This window comes from Acinetobacter lactucae (assembly GCF_001605885.1).
In the GTDB taxonomy this organism is placed as follows: domain Bacteria; phylum Pseudomonadota; class Gammaproteobacteria; order Pseudomonadales; family Moraxellaceae; genus Acinetobacter; species Acinetobacter lactucae.
Genome location: NZ_LRPE01000012.1, coordinates 1 through 21660, shown reverse-complemented (window position 1 = coordinate 21660; position 21660 = coordinate 1). Strand labels below are relative to the sequence as shown.

18 protein-coding genes are annotated in these 21660 nt (G+C 37.5%); 15 read left to right on the top strand and 3 right to left on the bottom strand.

From position 1 onward, the window contains the following. The first annotated feature begins 3 nt into the window (after positions 1-3). The 10 genes from tssM to AWW73_RS06360 all read left to right on the top strand — a co-directional run bounded on the left by tssM (position 4) and on the right by AWW73_RS06360 (position 13618). Positions 4-3825, top strand: coding sequence for a type VI secretion system membrane subunit TssM (gene tssM, locus AWW73_RS06405; protein ID WP_062849135.1), 3822 nt, complete (start codon positions 4-6; stop codon positions 3823-3825). Between the two features lie 37 nt (positions 3826-3862). Next, entirely contained in the window at positions 3863-4822 is a 960-nt protein-coding gene (tagF, locus tag AWW73_RS06400; RefSeq protein WP_014206363.1) for a type VI secretion system-associated protein TagF, read from the top strand. Positions 4823-4824: 2 nt separating this feature from the next. Continuing rightward, on the top strand, positions 4825-5592 hold the full coding sequence (locus AWW73_RS06395; protein ID WP_057105249.1) for an OmpA family protein: 768 nt from the start codon (positions 4825-4827) through the stop codon (positions 5590-5592). Positions 5593-5608: 16 nt separating this feature from the next. Continuing rightward, a complete protein-coding gene (locus AWW73_RS06390; protein WP_004793184.1) occupies positions 5609-5872 on the top strand; it encodes a PAAR domain-containing protein in 264 nt (87 codons plus the stop codon). A 148-nt stretch (positions 5873-6020) separates the two neighbouring features. Further along, positions 6021-8702 carry a type VI secretion system ATPase TssH gene (gene tssH, locus AWW73_RS06385; RefSeq protein ID WP_081409522.1) on the top strand — a complete coding sequence of 894 codons (2682 nt, stop codon included), beginning with the start codon at positions 6021-6023 and terminating at the stop codon, positions 8700-8702. A 22-nt stretch (positions 8703-8724) separates the two neighbouring features. Continuing rightward, a complete protein-coding gene (gene tssA / locus AWW73_RS06380) occupies positions 8725-9819 on the top strand; it encodes a type VI secretion system protein TssA (protein WP_062849133.1) in 1095 nt (364 codons plus the stop codon). 16 nt (positions 9820-9835) lie between these two features. Next, positions 9836-11200, top strand: a complete 1365-nt coding sequence (gene tssK / locus AWW73_RS06375; RefSeq protein WP_004793177.1) for a type VI secretion system baseplate subunit TssK — start codon at positions 9836-9838, stop codon at positions 11198-11200. Between the two features lie 17 nt (positions 11201-11217). Beyond that, entirely contained in the window at positions 11218-12024 is an 807-nt protein-coding gene (icmH, locus tag AWW73_RS06370; RefSeq protein ID WP_062849132.1) for a type IVB secretion system protein IcmH/DotU, read from the top strand. Between the two features lie 12 nt (positions 12025-12036). Next, positions 12037-12657, top strand: a complete 621-nt coding sequence (locus tag AWW73_RS06365) for a hypothetical protein (RefSeq protein WP_062849131.1) — start codon at positions 12037-12039, stop codon at positions 12655-12657. A gap of 7 nt (positions 12658-12664) precedes the next feature. After that, positions 12665-13618 (top strand): M15 family metallopeptidase, encoded by a 954-nt coding sequence (locus AWW73_RS06360; RefSeq protein WP_016141456.1) that lies wholly within the window; start codon positions 12665-12667, stop codon positions 13616-13618. Here the strand turns inward: AWW73_RS06360 and AWW73_RS06355 are convergent. Beyond that, positions 13615-14472, bottom strand: a complete 858-nt coding sequence (locus tag AWW73_RS06355; protein ID WP_062849130.1) for a LysR family transcriptional regulator — start codon at positions 14470-14472, stop codon at positions 13615-13617. The two genes, AWW73_RS06360 and AWW73_RS06355, sit on opposite strands and share 4 nt — an antisense overlap. Positions 14473-14619: 147 nt before the next feature. Between AWW73_RS06355 and AWW73_RS06350 the strand changes: the two genes are divergently transcribed. The 4 genes from AWW73_RS06350 (at position 14620) to AWW73_RS06335 (ending at position 18256) form a co-directional block, all read left to right on the top strand. Then, positions 14620-15288 (top strand): ankyrin repeat domain-containing protein, encoded by a 669-nt coding sequence (locus AWW73_RS06350; RefSeq protein WP_062849129.1) that lies wholly within the window; start codon positions 14620-14622, stop codon positions 15286-15288. Between the two features lie 16 nt (positions 15289-15304). Beyond that, positions 15305-15790 carry a nucleoside deaminase gene (locus AWW73_RS06345; protein ID WP_062849240.1) on the top strand — a complete coding sequence of 162 codons (486 nt, stop codon included), beginning with the start codon at positions 15305-15307 and terminating at the stop codon, positions 15788-15790. Next, complete coding sequence (locus AWW73_RS06340) at positions 15787-16968, top strand: cyanate transporter (protein ID WP_062849128.1); 1182 nt, start codon at positions 15787-15789, stop codon at positions 16966-16968. The genes AWW73_RS06345 and AWW73_RS06340 overlap by 4 nt, the downstream gene beginning before the upstream one ends. Before the next feature lie 130 nt (positions 16969-17098). Next, complete coding sequence (locus tag AWW73_RS06335; protein WP_062849127.1) at positions 17099-18256, top strand: winged helix-turn-helix domain-containing protein; 1158 nt, start codon at positions 17099-17101, stop codon at positions 18254-18256. A 38-nt stretch (positions 18257-18294) separates the two neighbouring features. Here the strand turns inward: AWW73_RS06335 and AWW73_RS06330 are convergent, their stop codons facing one another. Continuing rightward, complete coding sequence (locus tag AWW73_RS06330) at positions 18295-18750, bottom strand: GNAT family N-acetyltransferase (protein WP_062849126.1); 456 nt, start codon at positions 18748-18750, stop codon at positions 18295-18297. 110 nt (positions 18751-18860) lie between these two features. Here AWW73_RS06330 and pdxR point away from each other — a divergent pair, with 110 nt between their 5' ends. Continuing rightward, on the top strand, positions 18861-20336 hold the full coding sequence (gene pdxR, locus AWW73_RS06325; RefSeq protein ID WP_062849125.1) for a MocR-like pyridoxine biosynthesis transcription factor PdxR: 1476 nt from the start codon (positions 18861-18863) through the stop codon (positions 20334-20336). Between the two features lie 268 nt (positions 20337-20604). On the opposite strand, the gene AWW73_RS06320 is transcribed toward pdxR, so the two are convergent. Continuing rightward, a complete protein-coding gene (locus AWW73_RS06320) occupies positions 20605-21264 on the bottom strand; it encodes an epoxyqueuosine reductase QueH (protein ID WP_062849124.1) in 660 nt (219 codons plus the stop codon). Positions 21265-21660 lie beyond the last annotated feature (396 nt).

Here is a 21660-nt window from a genome sequence, read left to right as displayed (position 1 = left end):
AGAATGCATACAATTTTAGGCTACTTGTGGCAGTACATCACGAATCCTAAAGCAATTATCGCCGTGTCATTGTTCGTGGCATTGATGTCTTCATATACTTCAATTCCTCGTCATATATTCTGGGCTTTAGCAACTGCCTATGCTTTGGGTCTTATTGTCTATGGTATCTATTGGCTTATTCAACGAAGAAAGCATGCTGCTCAAGGTGAAGAGCTAGCTGAAGCAATTGAAAAAGATAACCAAGCTGAATATGGCAAAAATAAAGATAAAGAAGAACTTCAGCTTATTAATCAACAAATGAAAGAATCAATTCAATTGATTCGTAAATCTAAGTTGGGTGATAAAAAAGGGAATGCTGCACTATATGAGCTTCCTTGGTATATGGTTATTGGTAACCCGGCAGCAGGTAAAAGTTCAGCCATTTATAACTCTGGTTTAAAGTTTCCGTTTGAAGAAACGCATCAGAAAATGGTATCTGCTGGCTTAAGTGGTACTCGAAATTGTGACTGGTTCTTCTCAACAGAAGGTATTTTGCTCGATACAGCAGGTCGTTATTCTGTTTATAGTGAAGATTATTCTGAGTGGTTAGGTTTCTTAAATATTTTAAAGAAGAACCGCTCTAAAGCGCCGGTCAATGGTTTGATTCTAATTGTTAGTATTGCTGAGCTCATTAGTCAAAGTCCTGAAAACTCATTAAAGCTTGCTAAAAACTTACGTGCTCGTATCCAAGATCTAACAGAACGTTTAGAAGTGGTTGTACCTGTTTATTTAGTCTTCTCAAAGATGGACTTAATTGCAGGTTTTACCGAGTTCTTCGAGTTTTACGAAGCTCAAGAATACAACCAAGCTTGGGGAGCAACGCTTCCATATGAACAGAGTTCTTCACATAATGCTGTAGAGTTATTCGAAAAACATTACAACATTCTTTACGATGGTCTAAAAGGGGTAAGTTCGACTCATTTAAGTCGCCGTCATTCGCAAAATATTTCGCCAAGCGTAATGACGTTCCCGTTAGAATTTAAAACGCTAAAACCAGCTTTAAAAAGCTTTATTGGTACACTTTTTGAAGATAATCCATATCAATTTCAACCTGTTTTCCGTGGGTTTTATTTCACCAGTGCTTTGCAAGAAGGTGTAATTGAAAGTCCAATGACTGAACAAATTGCCCAAGAATTTAAGCTTACTCAAATTGCTCAAAGTGATTTAAAAGATTATTCAAAAAATACCCCTAATCATGGCTATTTCTTAAATGGTCTATTTTCAGATGTTATTTTAAAAGATAAAGATCTTGTTAAGCAGCATGTAAATACGGGCAGAAAACGTCAGCGCTATATTGCTTTTATTGGTGCTTTAGCGGGTGTTTCAATTATTTTAGGTGTATGGGTTTGGTCTTATCGTAATAACCAACAATTAATTGGTGAAGTGCAAGCTGACTTAAATAAAGTAGTTCAATTAGAAAGAGCTTCTGGTCAGCAATTGTCTACTCAATTAGAAGCTCTGCTAATTCTTCAAAGACGTCTACAGCAGTTAGACGAGTTTGATGAAAATAGGCCACTTAAATTTAGTTTTGGTTTATATCAGGGCAATGAGCTTCGTGAAAAGCTAAAAGCCGAATATTTAAAAGGTGTTAAGCAAATTGTATTAACACCGACACAGCAAAACATTGCTCAATATTTGCAACGTGTAAAAAATAATGAAGCAACTTTAAAAGCGAATCATACGAATGTTGAGATCAAGCAAACTGCTCAGTCTCAACAATATTTGGAACCTTCAGATACCAATCCGCAGGATGCTTATAACGCATTAAAAGCTTATTTAATGATGAGTAATCCACAATATATGGATGCAAGTCATCTAAGCGATCAGGTTACGCGTTTCTGGCGCTCTTGGTTAGATGCAAATAAAGGTCAAATGCCGCGTGCAGATATGATTCAAGAAGCTGAACAGATCTTGTCGTATGCAATGACCTTAGCAAATGATAAACAATTCCCAGTTTTAGAAGCTGACTCTCAAATTGTTGATCAAACACGTCAAGTATTGCTCTCGGTTGTTCGAGGAATGCCCGCGCGTGATCGTGTTTATAACGAAATAAAAATGCGTGCCGCGGTACGTTTCCCTGCGTTGACTGTAAGTCAGATTGTAGGTGAAGCCAATAAAAATGTTGTGTTAGGAAGTTATGCATTGCCTGGCGTATTTACTCAAAAGGCATGGAATGACTATGTAGAAAAAGCAATTGAAGAGGCTGCAGATAAGCCAACAGATAGTAAAGATTGGGTGCTAAATAGTCGTCAATCTGATGATTTAACTTTCTCAGGTAGTCCAGAGCAAATTAGAAAGCAGCTAACAGCGCTTTATAAACAAGAATATATTGCGGAATGGAGAAAATTCTTAAGCGGTATTCACTATGCTAAAGCTGGTCAATTTGCTCAGCAAGTTAAAAATATTGATGTCTTAGGTGAACCGCAAAATTCTCCAATTAGAACATTAATTGAAAGAGTAGCAGTCGAAACAAACTGGGATAATCCGGTTGTTCAAGCTGAGCTCGCAGCTCCACAAAAAGGATTTATTGCATGGTTTAAGCGTAAAGTTTTAAATCATGATGATAAGCAAGTAGCTAATCAAGTGGCAAATAATGCTCAAGGCGCTATTTCTCAAGAATACCAAATGTTCTATCAGTTGGTTCGCAAACGTGATGACCAACAAGGTAAGTCATTACTTGATGAATATATGACAAATTTAGCTCTAGTTCGTAGTAAGTTTAACGAGCTTAAGAATGCGGGTGAAATTGGACCTAATGCGATGACATTAGTCAAGCAAACCCTTAATGAGCAAACGTCTGTATTTAACCAAACTCAAAAAATTGTCGATGAAAAAATGGCGGTTGGTTTCAATGAAATTGATCAGCGATTACTACAAAAATTGGTAGCTAGTCCACTTACGCAAGCTTTTGAAAGTTTAATTACACCGACCCAAGACGAAATTAACAAATTATGGGTAATGCAAGCTTATCAGCCATTTACAGCAAATCTTGCTAAGAAATATCCATTTAACTCATCAGCTTCTTTGCAGGCGACAAGTAGTGAAATTGGTCAAATCTTGGGTGAGAACGGTAGTATTTCTCGCTTTGTCAAAGAAAGCCTAGATCCATTTGTGATTCGTCGTGGTTATACATTAACGTCTAAAACTTGGAAAGATTTAGGAATTAGTTTAAACCCTCAATTCGTCATGAATTTCCAAAGATATGTTTCACCAGCCAATGGTATGGCAACAGGTGAGTTGAATGCTCAAGCTCCTGCGGCACCAGCAACCAACCAATCGAACTTCCAGTTCTACCCAATTCCAAACCCACAGTTACTTTCATATACCGTTGATATCGATGGTCAGCGTATGACTTATGAAAATGGTGTTCAGCAGTGGGTTAACTTCATTTGGCCAAACCAAGGAAGTATTCCGGGCGCTCGTATTACAGCAGTAGATTTACAAGGTCAAACGCATACGATCTTTGATGAACCTGGTGAGTATGGTATTAACCGTTTAATTGATAGTGCTCAGCGTAAAGAACAAAATGGCGGATTTGAAATGCTTTGGCGTAGTAAAACTGATCCATCTTTATTTGTAAAAATGAATTTCCGTCTCATCAGCAGCAATTCAGGCAGTATCGGTTCAAGCCGTGGTTATGCAGGCATGCAACTGGTGGATAAAGTCACTGCTGACAAAGCAGCTCGTGTGGTATCTGCTCAGCAAGCACCAGCTCAAGCTGCTCCAGCAAGAACTGAAAATCCTGTTTCAGCACTCGCTCAGCCTTCTGCGGGAGTTAAACCATGACATGGAAAATAACCTCTATGCGAAAGGAGGAGCAATAATGCAAACATTAAAAACCACTCCTTTGTATTACGGCAAAAGTCCTGCACGAGGTGACTTTTTAAAAACAAAAGGTCAGAATGCGCTAATACAATTACTTGATCAGTGGATTACTGAAGCATTGGAATATGCAATGCAATCGGGCAGCTTTAAAGAAGCTTATAACACATTGCCTTCACTGGATTTCTTTATTGCAAATCCAAAAGAAAATATGTTTTTAGCGGCGAACCTACTGGCAAGTGAAGATAGTTCAGGTCGGTCTTTTCCAATGGTACTGAGCCATTTATTAGAAATTGATTTGCCATATGATAATTTGCTGTATGCACCTTATAGCTATAAACATGTACTCGTTGATTTATTCCAAAACAATCGTGCTTTAAAAGGAATTAAAGATTCAGATCTATTACTCGGAAAATTAGGTCACTTACAAAATCAGATTCAGGTTTTAACTGAACGCGAGTGTGTAGGTTTCTATGAAAATCATACGATGCATTCATTTGCTCAACTCATGAAGTTAAGTATTTATGAATTGGCGCAAAGTATGATTGGGCTAGGATTATTACTTCAGCCAATTTTACAAAATGGAACCAGTCGCTTAAATAAAGTTTTAATTTTGCCTATTAATAATCCTGCTTACAGTTATGAAATAGCAGCCTTTTGGGTCAGTATTATTTGTCGTTTTTTAAAAGAACATAATACTGAGGTGCTGATAGGTTTGTTACATCGAGAGCAACCGGTATTATTCTTCGGTTTTCAAGGAGCTGATATTTTAGCTCTTAGCGATATTTTTACTCAGAATATGGATAGTAAACACTGGGTTTCTTTAATAGAAGCACAATGGATTGATACTTACTTGGAACAGAATGCTGGTTTAGCTACGCTAGAACAATCATTATGCCAACGCCAATTAAGCTTAAATCAAGGTTTAAAACTATTTAGACAGACTTTTTTGGGTGAATGAAAATGAATCAACGATATCAAACTAAACTTTCACAGCTCATAAAAGGCTGTTTTATCTATGCAATAACTAACTATGCTTTAGCTCAGCCGATTGTCGTAGAAGGTGTAGTTCCTAACGAAGCGAGTAAACAGGCCATCTTATTAAAAATGCAGTCTGTTTATGGTGCCGATCAGGTTGTAGATAAAATACAAGTAAGACCGGTAGCTGCTCCAAATGGGTGGAGTGACTCGGTGACGCGAGTGATTACCCCCGATCTTAAAAAGGTTTCGCAAGGGAAATTAAGCGTAAATGGTACTCGGTTTGAGTTGAGTGGAAAAATGCTGAATCCAGCAGATATCCAACCTACAATTCAATCTTTTCAAGGGTTAGTGCAGCCACCATATCAATTATATTCGCAATTATCAGTCAATCAGGCTGAGCAAAAAATCATTGATGACGCACTTAAAAATCGAATTATTGAGTTTGAATCTGGTAGTGCAGTTTTAACTGATGCAGGTCAAAAAATTCTTGACGAGATGGCTGTTGCTTTAAATAAAGTAGGCGGTAAAAAAGTCAAAATTATTGGTCATACTGATAGTTCCGGTGATGCGACTAAAAACTTAAAACTTAGCCAAGATCGAGCATTAGCAGTAAAAAATTATTTGATTAGTAAGAGTATTCCTGCTGATCATTTATCTACAGAAGGCTTAGGTTCATCTAAGCCAGTTGCAGATAACACTTCTGCGGAAGGAAGAAAGAAAAACCGTCGGATTGAGTTTACTGTTCTATAAATATAAGGAGAAGAACATGGCTAGCCCTTACATTACGATTGGATGCCCAACCACTGGTGGAGGGCAAGTCATTTCAGGAAACAGTACATTTTTAATTGATGGAATTGCAATTGCTTGTGTAGGAGATAAGGCAACTTGTCCGTTACACAAAACGGTTTCTACGATTGTATCGGGAGATCCAAATATGCTTGTTATGGGAAAATCCGCAGCACGTGTAAATGATTCATTATCATGTGGCTGTAAATTATTGCCAAAACAGAGTTTAGTTAATCAAGGATAAGGGTAGAGATATTTTTATATAGATATAAATATCTACTAAAACATATTAACGCTTGAAATGATGAGTAGTTTGTCTGATAAAGCTGAATTTTGTTAATATACAGGCATTATGATTTTAAGCATTAAATTATTTAAAAATATTGAGAGTAATGATGAGTAATTTAAAAATTTTAATTACAAAACTTTCTACAGTTGCACGAACTGCTTTAGAAAAATCGGCTAATGCTTGTGTTATTCAACAAAATTACGAAATTGAAATTGAGCATTTATTTTTAGAATTACTTAATCAATCTTTAGAGAATGATTTAAAAATTTTATTAAAAAAATATAAAATTTCATCTGAAGCTTTAGTTGATGATTTAAAAGAAACAATTTCTCAATTACCGAAAGGTAATACTCGAACTCCTATTTTTGCTAAATCTATTGTACGTTTGTTTGAACAAGCTTGGTTATTGGCTTCGGCTGAACAAAATCCAGTTATTCGTAGCGGTCATCTATTAGTTGCGTTATTAACTGCGCCTGATTTATATCAAATTGCAACGAGAGCTTCGAGTTTGTTCGATCTTTTACCAATTGATTCAATGAAACATAAGTTTCTTGAAATTTGTGAGAAGAGTGTTGAACAACAAGATGAAACAAAAACATCGTCTGATGAACCTGAACCAATAGACACAACTGTAGCAAATACCAAAACAGCTAAAACACCTGCGCTTGATCAATATACGATTAATCTCACTGAAAAAGCGAAAAAAGGCGGTATAGATCCAGTTATTGGGCGTGAATATGAAATTCGCTTAATGCTCGATATTTTAATGCGTAGACGCCAAAATAACCCGATCTTAACTGGAGAGCCAGGCGTTGGTAAAACAGCCGTGGTTGAAGGTCTAGCTTTAAAAATTGCTCAAGGTTTAGTACCAAACGCTCTTAAGAATGTCCATTTGCATGTACTGGATATGGGCCTATTACAGGCGGGTGCAAGCGTTAAAGGCGAATTTGAAAATCGTCTAAAGCAAGTGATTCAAGAAGTTCAAGCTTCTACTCATCCTATTATCTTATTTATTGATGAAGCGCATACTTTAATTGGTGCTGGTGGACAAGCAGGGCAAAATGATGCTGCAAATCTTTTAAAGCCAGCGCTTGCACGTGGTGAATTACGCACGATTGCTGCGACTACTTGGGCAGAATACAAACAATATTTTGAAAAAGATGCGGCATTGAGCCGACGTTTTCAGGTGGTGAAAGTAGAAGAGCCAACCGAAGAAGTTGCGGTAGATATGTTGCGTGCGATGATTCCAGTCATGCAGCAGCATTTTAAATTACAAATTGATGACGAGGCGATTGTTACAGCGGTTCATTCTTCACATCGATATATTAGTGGTCGCCAACTTCCGGATAAAGCAATTAGTGTTCTTGATACGGCTGCAGCACGTGTTGCGTTGACCCAAAATGCTCAACCAGTAAAGCTTGACCAGTTAAAGGCCCAAGAACATAACTTAAAACTTGAACAGCAAATTTTAGAAAATGAGCATCGTCAGATTCCAATTCATCATGAACGTTTAGAAACTTTAAAAGCTCATTTAGAATCTTTGCAAAAAGAAATTCATGAAACCGAAGAGCAGTGGCAAAAAGAATTAGAACTTGTTCATAAAATTCAGGATTTAGAAGCACAAAATCACGCTAATGAGTCTGAAGCTTTCGATCAGATTAATCTACTGCGTAAAGATCTTGCTGAAATTCAAGGCCAGCAACCATTAGTATTTGAAAGAGTAAACTCTCAAATTATTAATGAAATTATTTCTGATTGGACTGGTATTCCTGTTGGAAAAATGGTCAATGATGAAATTAAACAGATATTAACGCTTGAAGATAAATTGGGCGAGCGTGTAATGGGGCAAGATTATGCACTCACACAATTAGTTCAAGGGATTAAAACTTCGAAAGCAAAACTTGAAGATCCGAATAAGCCACAAGGTGTATTTCTTTTGGTTGGCCCAAGTGGTGTAGGTAAAACTGAAACTGCATTAACTTTAGCAAATGAATTATATGGTGGTGAGCAGCATTTAATCACGATTAACATGTCTGAATATCAAGAAGCGCATACAGTATCTTCATTAAAAGGTGCGCCTCCAGGATACGTCGGATATGGTCAAGGGGGCGTTTTAACAGAAGCTGTTCGCCGTAACCCTTATAGTGTTGTGTTGCTTGATGAGATTGAAAAAGCACATAGTGATGTTCAGGAACTATTCTATCAAGTATTTGACAAAGGTACTTTAGAAGATGGTGAAGGACGAGTAATTGACTTTAAAAACACGACTATCTTGCTGACATCAAATGCTGGTTCAAGTGCCATTATGCAGGCTTGCTTAAATAGACCTGTAGAAGAATGGCCTACAGCTGAAGAGTTGATGGAGCACTTAAAACCAAGTTTATATAAACAGTTTAAGCCCGCATTTTTAGGCCGAATGAGAGTTGTACCTTATTTCCCACTGCATGATGATCTCCTTGTACGAATTATTAAGCATAAGTTAGGCAAGATCACCGCAAGAATTGAGAAACAATATGGAACACAAGTCCAGTATTCTGATGATTTGGTAGAGCTACTCTTAAGCCGTTGCACAGAAGTCGATAGCGGTGCACGTAACGTTGATAATATTTTAAATTCTACAGTGTTACCTGCATTGGCTACAGAAATTTTGGTGGCTTTAGCAGAGCAAAAACTACCAAAAATTATCATGATTGATGCTAAAGATGACGAAATTCAATATGTACTAGACCCGGTTGCAAAAGCTGCTAAAAAAAGGACTAGTAAAAAATTGAAGTCAGAAGTTTAAAATTGAATAGAGCTAAAATTAGATGAATATTGATATTTCTGAACTACTTGAACCCATTAGTGATAGTTTGCCTTGTGGTGACGACTTTTCATTTTCTAATGAATTTCATGAAATAAAAAAAGCGAAGACACAAGATGATCTATTGCTAGATCAAGGTGATTGGGTTGCTGAGCGCAAACAAGCAGATTGGGACTTTGTAGCAAAGAACACAAGTGTTTTGCTAAAAGATAAAACGAAAGATATTCGTCTATTAACTTGGCTCTTAGAAGCTTGGACTCATCTTTATGGTTTTGAAGGTATGGCGAAAGGTTTAACTTTAAGCCATTCCATGCTGAATCAATACTGGCAGGAAATTCATCCTGTTATTGAAGATGATGATTTAGATCAACGAATTGGTTTATTACAGGGTTTAATTAATCAACTTCCGATGTTGTTAAAGAAAGTTCCTTTAACCAATACGGCTCCTTATTATAATTTGCTTGATTACGATAACTTTCTCTATCACGAAAATGTTCGCCGTAAACAAACTGAAGAGTATGACAGCCAGTCGGGACCATCGGAATTAGAACAATTCGACCAAGCTATTTTTAATACGTCTAAAACTTTTCAATATTCTAACTATCAAGATTTTAGTTCAGTGTTAACTGAGTGGGATGTTTTAAAGCAAACTCTCGATCATTTAATGGGACTAGATTCGCCAAGTTTTGCTGCGATTGATTCAGCATTTGAGACTATTCACAGCACATTACGCAAGATTTATAAAGCAGAAGCTTTTGGTGCAGGACTTGCACCAATCCAAGAACAGGCTACTGTCATCACGAGTTCATCTATGGAAAATCAAGCGCCTGTACAAGTTGTTTCAGCTCAGCCTGCTTTTCAGCCTCAAGCACAAACGCACTTGGCTAACCGAGAGCAAGCAATGAAAGTGCTGCAAGAGATTGCAGATTACTTCCAAGCAAATGAACCTCATAGCCCTGTGAGTTATATGCTTCAAAAAACGATTAAATGGAGTCAAATGCCATTACATGAATGGTTAGCACAAGTCATTAAAGATGAGCATCCATTACAAATGGTTCAGGAAATGTTAGGTGTGCAGCCTAAAAATGAATATGAATAAAGATTGGTAAAGACATATGTTTAAAGCTGAAAAAGTCCTGTGGGGCGAAGGTTTATTTTTAAGACCTCAACATTTCCAAATTCAAGATACCTATCATGAACAACGCCTAAATCATACGGTTCGTGCAGTTGTGCCTTTTTCGTATGGTATTCAGAAGTTAAGTTTCGATGAGGCTCAATTGAGCACACATATTCTTGCTCTTGAGTCTGTAGAGATGATCTGGCAAGACGGTGAAATTTATCAGGCGCCTGCATACGATCTATTGCCTGAACCAATTTTACTAGATGATCTTAATTTACGTGGTGAGATGCTAATCTATTTGGCATTGCCACTTTTACAAGCAAATAAGCAAAATCTCATTGATCAAAACCAAGCACAAAAGGGCAGATATCAATCTCACCTTGTTGAAACGCATGACCTATTTACGAATGCTACCGAAGCGGATATTAGTTTGCTACGCCGCCGTGCTGTTTTTAAATTATTAGATGTGCATAGTAATCCAGATCATAATTTAGATGGTTTCTTATATCTGCCGATTGGAAAAATTAAGCGTCAAAGCTCTGGTGCTTTTGAAATTGACCGAAAGTTTATTCCACCAATTTTGCATGTGGATGCCTCTGAAACACTCATTTCAAACTTAAAAAGAACTCTGAATGTTATTAAGGCAAAAATTAAGACGATTCAAACCAATAACCGAGAAAATGAACAGAAATTAATTGAATTCCGTTCAGGCGATATTGTTTCTTTCTGGTTAGTAAATGCCTTAAATACAGCTCATGCTGGTTTAAATCACTTTGTACAATATCCACAAATCCATCCAGAACGGTTGTTTTTCGAATTATTGCGTTTAGCAGGTTCATTATTAACTTTCTCGACAGCCTATGATGTTGATCAGCTGCCTGCTTATAAACACCATAATTTACAAGAAAGTTTTACTCAGTTAGACACGATTCTACGTGATTTACTCGATACGATTATTTCAAGTCGTTATATCAGTATTGCGCTTAAAGAGATCCGACCTTCATATTGGGTGGGAAGTCTTGAAACCGATAAAATCACTCGAGACACTCGACTTTATATTGCTGTATCAAGTAGTGCTATGCAGACCCATGAGTTAATCCAGATCGTACCTTTACGATTCAAGATTGGTAGCACTTTAGATGTAGAGCAACGTGTAGTTGCTGCATTGCCTGCGATTCCATTACATCACTTAATTCAAGTTCCAACTGCAATACCAGTACGTTCTGGTGTGAGTTATTTTGAAATTGAACCGCATCACGAGCTATATCAGCGCATGTTAGATTCAGAGACGATCTGCATTTATGTTCCAGCTGGTTTCCAAGATATCAGTATTGAATTGATTGCGGTTATGAACGCTTAACGGTAAAGGAGAGAAAAATGTCACAATCTACAGGCGCTCCTTCTTTATTTGACGATGGGCAAATCGGGACGGGTGGAAATAACAATAGCCAGTCGCAAACAAAACTACAGGCAATTAATCTTATTGATTTATTGCATGATGGCTTTTATTTGATTTTTTTAATTCGAAATCAATATGTACCGGCAGATCCACAGCAATTCCGTGAAAAAACCTTAAATTTGCTTAATCAATTTGAGCAACAAGCTAAAAAATTGCAATTTTCAGCTGATGATATTCATGATGCTAAATATGCATTTTGTGCATTAATTGATGAAACCATCGTAACACAACAAGATCCAAGCTATTTTAATTTACAGAATGCTTGGTTAATTAGTCCGTTGCAATTGAGCTTGTTTGGTTCTCAGTTAGCGGGCTATCGCTTTTTTGAAATTTTGGAGCAATTGCGAAGCCGTGGCAAAGAACGCCTAGCTGCTCTTGAAGTATTTCATTACTGCCTTTTACTTGGTTTTCAAGGTAAGTACCGCATTGAGTCTATCGAAAGTCTGAACCATTTAGTATCAAGAGTGGGTGATGAAATTGACTATTTAAAAGGGAAAAAAGTTGCATTTTCGCCGTTCTCGGCAATTCCCGATCAAATACGAAATATTATCCATCGCGAAGTACCTTTCTTTTGGATTTTGATCTTTTTATTGATTTTTGCATTACTTACCTTTGCAGGCTTAAGATTTATGCTGAACAATCAAAATGATAAAGCATTATCTAATTATCAAAATGTGATTTCTGCTCCGCAAGAGCAAGCGCATATTACAATTTATTTACCTTGATGATGGTACGAAATGGCTCAGGAAAAACCAACTTCTATTCGAGTTTTACAATCGAATAAAAAAAAGCCGAAATCACCACTACTTTATATTGTGATTGGTGTAATTGCAGGGGTGTTTGTCAGCATCTCGCTATTCCTGTTCTTGTCTCAACCGAATTCGTCAGAATCAGCAGCAATTGAGAGTAAATCAACAGAAGAGCAAATTTTAAATCAAGATGCTGCTCATTCTTCTGATGAACAAAATCAGGTTGCTGTAAGTCAAGACAACGAAACAGACTCAATGAGCCGTGATGGCTTTGAACAGCCAAAAGATAATGAATTAAGTAATATCTTTAAACCTGTTCCCCATAAAGCTGTTGCTGCGAATGAACAACGAGTTTCCCCATTTGATGAACAGCTAACAGGTGAGAAGAAAGTTCAAGTTGTGCCTCAACCACAGACAAGTGTAGTTAAAACGACTCAACCTAAAGTACAGCCAGCTCAGCAAAAAACAATGGGTAAGCCGCAGCAGCAAGTAGCACAGGCTAAACCCGTAGTTGAGAGTAAAGCTCAAGCCGAACCAGAACCTGAGGTTGAGCCACCTAAGGCATCGGTAGATATTAAAATTACACGAAGTCCTTTTGCCGTGAATTAATGAACTGATGATGATCTTTCTCATTTTCTTTTGCTTTACATGCTTGGCAATTGGTTTAGCATTTTTAATGTCTTATGAGCTAAGGAGTAGAAGCAAAGATTTCGTCTTGTCATTACTACCACAAGGCCGTAAACAGCTGAATCAGGTGAAGCAATTTGCTCAAACGATGAATCAGGCAGCTGCTCCTGAAAAATTACAATCTCATTGGCATTTACAGCAATGGTGGATTGTAATTGCAGGCTTTTTTTTGTTTGCCAGTATATTAATTTTTGCTTTTACTCGTCCCATTAGTTCAACTCGAATTGAAGCTGAATATCTGAAAAAAACTGACCCTCAAATCTATGCACTTTTAAATGGTGAAATATTATCACCACCACCAGAAGTAGATGAAAGCTTAATTGAGGCCGCAATTGTTGAGGCGACGCAGTTAGAGCAGCAATATTCGTCTCAAAATAGTGGAGCTATTAATTCTTCACCGATTGATAATGCAAGTTTCGATGGTCGAGCTATTCTGGACACGACTTTGGTTGATCGTAAATGGGACAAAATGAACCCACGTTATAAACAGCGTTTACTCATGGTGTTTAAAATCATGAAAGAACAGTATGGTTATGAGTTGGTTCTATTAGAAGGTTATCGTAGCCCAGCACGTCAGAATATGCTGGCGGGCAATCCTAACACGACTAGAGCGAGAGGTTACCAAAGCTATCATCAATTTGGTTTAGCTGCTGATGTAGCATTTAAACGAAATGGGAAAGTCGTTATTTCTGAGCGGGATCCATGGGCGATGCAAGGCTATCGGTTATATGGACAAGTTGCCGAATCGGTGGGGCTTACTTGGGGTGGACGTTGGAAATCTATCCAAGATTATGGGCATACCGAATTCCGTATGCCGGGCTTAAGAAAAACTCAAGAAATGGCGGAAAAACTTATTGCTGAAAGTTCGAATGACATAAGTTAAACATTGATTGAGGATTGAAAACGTTTTTGTAAAACAGTCGTCATTTTATCTACAAGCTGGGAAATTATCCCAGCTTTTTCCCATGTGTAAATTGAAACGACCATAGGTGGCACAGCCCCGAATGAGTTATATCGATGTACTTTACGTCCATTGGTCGTAGCTACAGGCAATAAAGATAACCCTAATCCTGTTTCAACACTGACTAACACGCTTTCTAGGCTACTACCAGTAAAAGCAATATACCAACGTCGCCGCTCACGTTCTAAGGTTGCGAACATTTCGTCGCGATAAAGTCCTCCTTGAGGAAAAGTGACTAAACTCAAGGGGTCAGTCCATGGAGTCTTTGAGTTTTCACTTGCAAACCATGCCATCTCTTCTGGGAATGTAGCGTGGTGATCAGCACTGGCCGCGGGTTCTTTGACAATAATAATATCGAATTCACCATTCCGATACCGTTCTGTTAGGTTCCGACTTAAGCCAGAGGTTACGTCTAAACGAATGGAACGATGCTCTTTGGCAAATATACCGAAAACTTCAGCCATTGCAGAACTCATCATATCTTCTGGTAAACCAATACGAATAGGAATACTTCCTGCCGGATCTTTAAGTAGGGCCTCAGCTTCTTGTTGAAGAGTCAAAATCCTTTGCGCGTACCCAATCAGATATTCTCCCGAAACGGTCAATTTGAAAGGTCTTGCTGTTCGATCTATAAGCGCATGACCGACTGATTCTTCAAGCCGTGCTAACTGCTGACTAATCGTTGACTGAGTCAGGTGTAATCGATCGGCGGCCGCGGTAAAACTGCCCGTTTCAAAAATAGTCACAAAAGCACGTAAAAGGCGAGGATCAAACATATTAAGCATCGCTACGTTTAAAAGCAGATCAGATAAGTATTTATAATCTTAATAGTATCGATTAAATAATTTAATTTCCAAATACTTTTGGTGATGTTTATTCTATTTGCAAAATGTTTTGCCATAAATTTCTATTGGGAGACCAGCATGCGTAAGTCACTAATATGGATGAATCTGATCGTCGCGTTAGGGGCTTTAGGTTTTACAAATATGACGAATGCAATGAGTGAGTACCCTTTACATCAGGCAGTAATAAATAACGACACTCATTCTATAAAAAAGATTTTATCTCAAAAGGCTTTAATTGATGAGCGGGATGAAACTGGTTCTACTGCTTTGATGGTCGCAACAAGAGCAAATAATGTACATGCTGCTCATATGCTGATAGAGGCGGGTGCGGATGTAAATGCAAAAGATAATATTCAAGACAGTCCGTATTTGTACGCCGGCGCACAGGGATATTTAAAAATTCTAAGAATGACACTCATGCATGGTGCGAACTTAAAAAGTACTAATCGTTACGGTGGGACTGCGCTCATTCCCGCAGCGGAGCGAGGCCATGTTGAAACAGTTCGTACATTAATAGCGGCTGGTGTAGATGTTAATCATGTTAATAATTTTGGTTGGACCGCATTGCTTGAGGCCATTATTTTGGGCAATGGAGAATCAAAATATCAACGCATTGTAGAGCTTTTATTAAAAGCAGGTGCCGATCCGAACTTAGCAGATAAAGACGGCATTAAGCCATTACAACATGCACGTTCACGAGGCTACCGCGAAATTGAAAAAAGACTTCTTGCAGCTGGTGCAAAATAAAAAGTGAGAGTACATGATGGAAAAAGGTGAACAGTTTTTACGTAATGCGATTGAGCTTGCCTATAACAATATTGAAAAAGGTGGCAGACCATTTGGAGCAGTGGTTGTAAAGAATGGAGAAATTATTGCTTCAGGCGTAAATCAGATTCTGATAACTAACGATCCCACCGCACATGCCGAATTACTAGCGATTCGTGCAGCCAGCCAAGTTTTAGGATCTGCCAATTTAGAAGGCTGTTCTGTGTATGCAAGTGGCCATCCATGCCCAATGTGTATGGCTGCAATGCGTTTAGCAGGTATCAAGTCGGTGAGCTATGCATATTCTAATGAAGATGGAACACCATTTGGTTTGTCTACAGCCGAAATATATATTGAGCTTGCCAAGCCGTTTTCTGAGCAATCAATGAAAATTCAATATATACCGATCAGAGTTGAAAACCGTACTGATCTTTATGTGCATTGGAATAATTATCAAGCCAAGAATTTAGGCTCAGAAGAATGAAGCAGTCTGGAGTTTTTTTGACTCGTCCCATGCTTGTTGTAACGGTAGCTTTGGTGGGCCTTAATTTAAGACCATTTATCACAAGTATTGGACCACTGATTGCCAATATTCGAACAGCCACTGGCTTAAGCCTACAAGGAATGGCGCTACTTACTTTGCTACCGATGATGCTTATGGGGCTTGTTGCATTTGTTGGGCCAATATTGCAGAACTATGTGGGCGAACGAAAAGCTATTCTCGGTGCATTACTTGCCATTTGTGCGGGATGTGCTGTGCGTTTTTTATTACCTACAGCCCAAGGATTAATTATTAGCGCAATAGTAATTGGATTTGGCGTTGCGATGATACAAGCGGCCTTTCCGGGCATGATTAAACGAGAATTTAGCCAATACATAGGTCCGATGATGGGGCTTTATTCAGCTATGCTCATGGGCGGTGGGGCGTTAGGAGCATGGTTAGCTCCCATAATTTCAAATATAACGAGCCTTTGGTCGATTGGACTGGCTTTTTTTGCTATTCCAGCTTTATTTGCATTTATATTGGCACTGGCTTTTTTACCATCAAAAGTTAGCTCATCCATTCATCGTGCGCCCGTAAGAAAGTTATTAAATCAACCTCGAACTTGGTTATTAATGGTTTGCTTCGGGCTTGTAAATGGTGGTTACTCATCAGTCGTAGCTTGGTTAGCGCCTTCCTTTCAAGATCAGGGTTGGAGTGCAGCGCAAAGTGGACAACTACTTGCTTTACTGGCCTTGAGCCAAGCAGCTTCAGCACTTATTTTGCCCGTTTTAGCAAGAAAATATAAAGACCGACGTCCATGGCTATGGTTTACGTTAGCTATGCAAATGGTTGGGTTTACGGGAATGGCTTTTATGCCTGAGTTTGCTTCTACACTTTGGGCAATTTGTTTAGGCGCGGGTTTGGGAGGATGTTTTGCCTTAACGCTTATAGTTGCATTAGATCATTTTGATGAGCCGATTTATGCAGGTGCTTTATCTGCACTGATGCAAGGCGGTGGTTTCTTATTGGCAGCAATTCCGCCATGGATTATTGCAATTTTGCATGATCTTACGGGGGCTTACAAAGCGGGATGGCTTTTCCATTTAGCTAGTGTGATATTAGTAGTTATTTTAGTGATTAGATTGGCTCCTAAAAGTTATTTTAAGCTGGGTCTGTGAAACGTTGAGTTAACTGAGAGTCTTTTTATAGAGAATTACCGATTCTAAAACACAAGTAAATCAGGAAATAGTGATACGATAGAACTGAAAAATTTCCGCTTTTAAATGAATACAACAATATTTGATTTTTATGACTTCTTCTTTGAAACAGCTTGCTTTATTCAATCAAGGCCTAGGAAAAACTAGTCGATTTGCACAAGGCTTGGAAGGCACTTTACAGGCCATTGAGCATTTAGGATATGTGCAGATTGATACCATATCGGTTGTAGAGCGAGCTCATCACCATATATTGTGGAGCCGAGTGCCTGATTATGATCTAAGTCATCTCAATAGTTTGGTACGCGAGCGCCAGATTTTTGAATATTGGTATCATGCCGCATCTTATCTTCCTATGAAAGATTATCGCTATGCACTGCCTGCCATGATGTCTGTGAGGAAAGGGGAAAGCCGTTATTTTAATAGAGGCGATCAGCAGCTCATGAATGAAATTTTGGCGCGTGTTCGTGCTGAAGGAAAAATTCGTCTCCGTGATATTGATAAGAATAATAAAAAGAGTTTAGGAAACTGGTGGAATACTGGACCAGGCCGCCGTGCTTTTGAGCAGTTATATATGCAGGGTGACCTGATGATCTGTGAACGTAACGGAATGGAAAAAGTCTATGATTTGACCGAGCGCTGCTTGCCTGAAAATATTGATTTAAGTATGCCTACGCTTTATGAATATGCGCAGTATTTATTTAATAATACGCTTCGAGCACATGGTGCATTTACATGGAAACAATTGGTTCATTTAAAGAAAAATAATTTAAAAGAAACTATGCGTGCCGTGCTGGAGGAATATATTGACGCAGGTGTAGTATCTGCAATTAAGCTTGAGAATGGTCAAACGCTATATGTTGATGCCGCTGCAATAGAACAAAAGCTTAATACTGAGTTCGGTTTAAAAATACTTTCACCTTTTGATAACTCGCTTATTCATCGTGACCGTTTAACTTCTTTATTTGAGTTTGATTATCGAATTGAATGCTATGTACCAGCGGCTAAACGGGTATATGGTTATTTTTGTTTACCGATTCTATATCAAGATGAGTTAGTTGGCCGATTAGATTGTAAAGCGCATCGTTCTATAAAAGAGTTAGAAGTAATTAGTCTGCATCTAGAAAAAACAGTAAAAAATAAGGAGCTTTTCTTTTTCGAATTGGAGCAAGAGCTCATGCGTTTTGCAGCGTTTAATCAATGCTCAACTATTAATGACAAACTGATAAAGCTTATTCTTGCTAAAATTTAAACACCAAAAGCACTGCAGCTTTTGGTGTTTTCATTTTTTTAGTTCAAAGGCATACGATATTCAATAATTCCTGGTTTTTGTGCAATCCAGTCATAGAGCTTTTGGGCTCTTAGATTGGTTTCTTGAGTATGCCAATATAAACGGTCACAGTCTTGTTCGATTGCTTGCTTCTGCACATATTCAATGAGTTGCTTACCAATATGTTGCCCACGAACTTCAGGTGAAACATAAAGGTCTTCTAAATAGCAGTAATTATTTTCTGCCCATGTTGAACGATGAATAACATAGTGCACAATTCCCAAAACTTGCTCGTCTTGTTTGGCAACAGCACAGTACATAGGTTCATTCTCATCGAAAAATCGTTCCCACGTTACTTTTGTGACATGAAGGGGTAAATTTACTTGATAAAAATTTTGGTAGGCAAGCCAATATTTTTCCCATTGCGTATAGTCTTGCTGTTGAACTGGCACGATTTGAAGATCTTGATTTTGCATAATAATTGCACTCTGTTTTAAAGTAATAAAAATCGACAATTAGAGTGTAGTTTTGAGAGTGGTATTTTATAAGATACACTTTTGATATTTTTAACAGTACCAGTTTTGATATGGCCGCTTCGATTTCTGCATCTTTTCCACATTTAATTTTGCCAAAAGGCCAGATTAAAGATGGGCTATATACGGCTTTGCGTGATGCAATTTTAGATGGAAGGCTAACTGCCGGAACAAAATTACCCTCAAGTCGTGCCTTGGCAGAGATGATGTCAATTTCAAGGAATTCTGTATTAGCGGCTCTTGAACGATTACTGGATGAGGGATATTTATTTACCAAACCAAGTTCGGGAACCTATGTTGCTGAGGTCGTACCAGATCAGTTAATACATGTTCAAGAAAATTCAAAGAAAACATCTAAAAATAATCATCAATCCTTGAATATTAATCCGAATATTGAAGCTTTATTGGATTCATGGCGAAAGCAATCGTGGTTAACGCAAAAGAAAAAGATGTTCCATGTGGGGGTAGGTTGTATTGATTTATTTCCTCATCAACTTTGGGGAAAGTTATTAACACAAGCATGGCGGCAGTCATATTATCAGCTTGGACAATTTTACGACCCCCGTGGCTATCTACCTTTGCGTCAGGCAATTTGTGAATATGTCCGCTCCACTCGAGGGCTGAACTGCAACGAAGAGCAAATTATTATCGTAAATGGCACGCAGCAAGCTATTCATTTAACGGCCTATGCCTTACTTCAAGCAAATGATGAAGTGTGTTTGGATGAGCCGGGATATGATGCAGCTTTTAAGATTTTTCGAAGTTTTGGTGCTCAGGTAAACTTGATCGAAAGTGATGAAGAGGGAATGCAAATCTCTGACATTACAGATCATTACTTCAAAAGCAAACTTGTTTATACGGCGCCTTCACATCAGTTTCCTTTAGGGGGAACTTTAAGTTTAGCTCGACGTTTTGCTTTATTAGATTGGGCAAACAAACAAGAAAAATGGATTTTTGAAGACGATTATAATAGTGAGTTTCGCTATGGCACTCACCCAATTCAAGCACTACAAGGTTTAGATCAGCAGCAAAGAGTCATTTACTCTGGTACTTTTACCAAGATGATGTTTCCGGAGTTTCGCTTAGGGTTCATGGTTGTACCCGAAGCATTAATTGAAACCTTTAGTGCAGCTAAATACTATACTGACGTGAGAAGTTCATATTTAGAGCAAGTCGCTTTAGCTTTATTCATTCAACAAGGCCACTATGCTCGACATGTACGTAAAGTTCGAAAAGCATGCTATGAGCGTCAACAAGTATTGATTAACGTTATTAATGAATACCTTTCAGATGTACTGGATGTTCAGCCGACAGATTCAGGTATTCATCTTATATGTTGGTTAAAAGCATCATGGACTGAGAAGGAGTTTATTTCTCATTGCTCGGCATTGGATTTGGAGATTCAACCTCTATCAAGATATTGTCAACTTGAGTCGAAAAAAGCAGCAGTTCTGTTCGGCTATGCTGCACATCAACCTGAGGAAATAGTAGAAAATATTAGGAGACTAGCTATCAGCATTAAAAAGTAAAATAGCTAAACTTTTCAAATTAATATCTGGATTTTAGAGCGATTTTATTTTTAATGAGAAGGGTAAAATATTTATACGATTTTAATATTTTGATGAAATTTTTAAAAATAGAAAAAATTTATTAATCTTATTTTAAGCTAACTTCATTATTCTAATAATATCAAAGCTCAGTACAGTACACCTTTTGGCCACATTCTCCAGATGTGGCCTTTTTTTATTAGCAATAAATATAGCTTAGAATGAATTAATTTTTTAAGAGAAATAAGATTTAATTTTCTTCCATGGCATTACTATAAAATTTAACACCTAGTTTAATTCGGTCTCGACCATTACTCATACGCCAACGATTGGTGTCACGTAAAGAATATACACAGCCACAATATTCCTGCTGGTAGAATTCTTCACGCTTACTAATTTCAATCATTCGACTAGAGCCACCATTTTTGCGCCAGTTATAATCCCAATATTGAATATCTGGATAATGAGAGGCTGCTCGAATTCCGCAGTCATTAATTTGAGCCATATTTTTCCAACGGGAAATTCCTAACGAACTACTGATGAGGCTAAAGCCATGTTCATGTGCATACAGGGCAGTTCGCTCGAAACGCATATCGAAACACATGGTACAACGAATACCGCGTTCTGGTTCATCTTCCATACCTTTAGCTCGAGCAAACCAATTATCCGTGTCATAATCTGCATCGATAAATGGAATATTATGCTTTTCTGCAAAACGAATATTTTCTTCCTTGCGGATGAGATATTCTTTTACTGGATGAATATTAGGATTATAAAAAAATATAGAAAATTTAATTCCGGAATCAATTAATGCTTCCATGACTTCTCCTGAACAAGGAGCACAACAAGAATGAAGTAATAATTGATCATGTCCAGATGGGAGTTTTAATTTTAAACGTTGAGTTGACATAATAAAAAATTAAATTGCAATTCTAATAATTATATATTTTTATTTTGTATAATGTGAAATGAATTATTTTCAATTAAACATGAAATTCATTTAATATTTAAAATAATTTATTACTGTATTGAATGTTAAATTAAGTATAATGAAATAAGTGGATTATTAAAATTAATTATGAAATCATATTTAAATTTACTCACTAAAACACTATATGATGTGATAAAATATATATAAATTTAATATTTTTAAAAATAATAATATTAAAAATTATATAGGTAAGTAATTGATGTTTATAAGTATAATTTGAAATTTTTATGTTTTTATTGTGATATGTGTCACAATAAAACCTTATTTTTTCAATTGAAATATTTCTTTAGATTTGTGGCTTTAATAAATCTATAC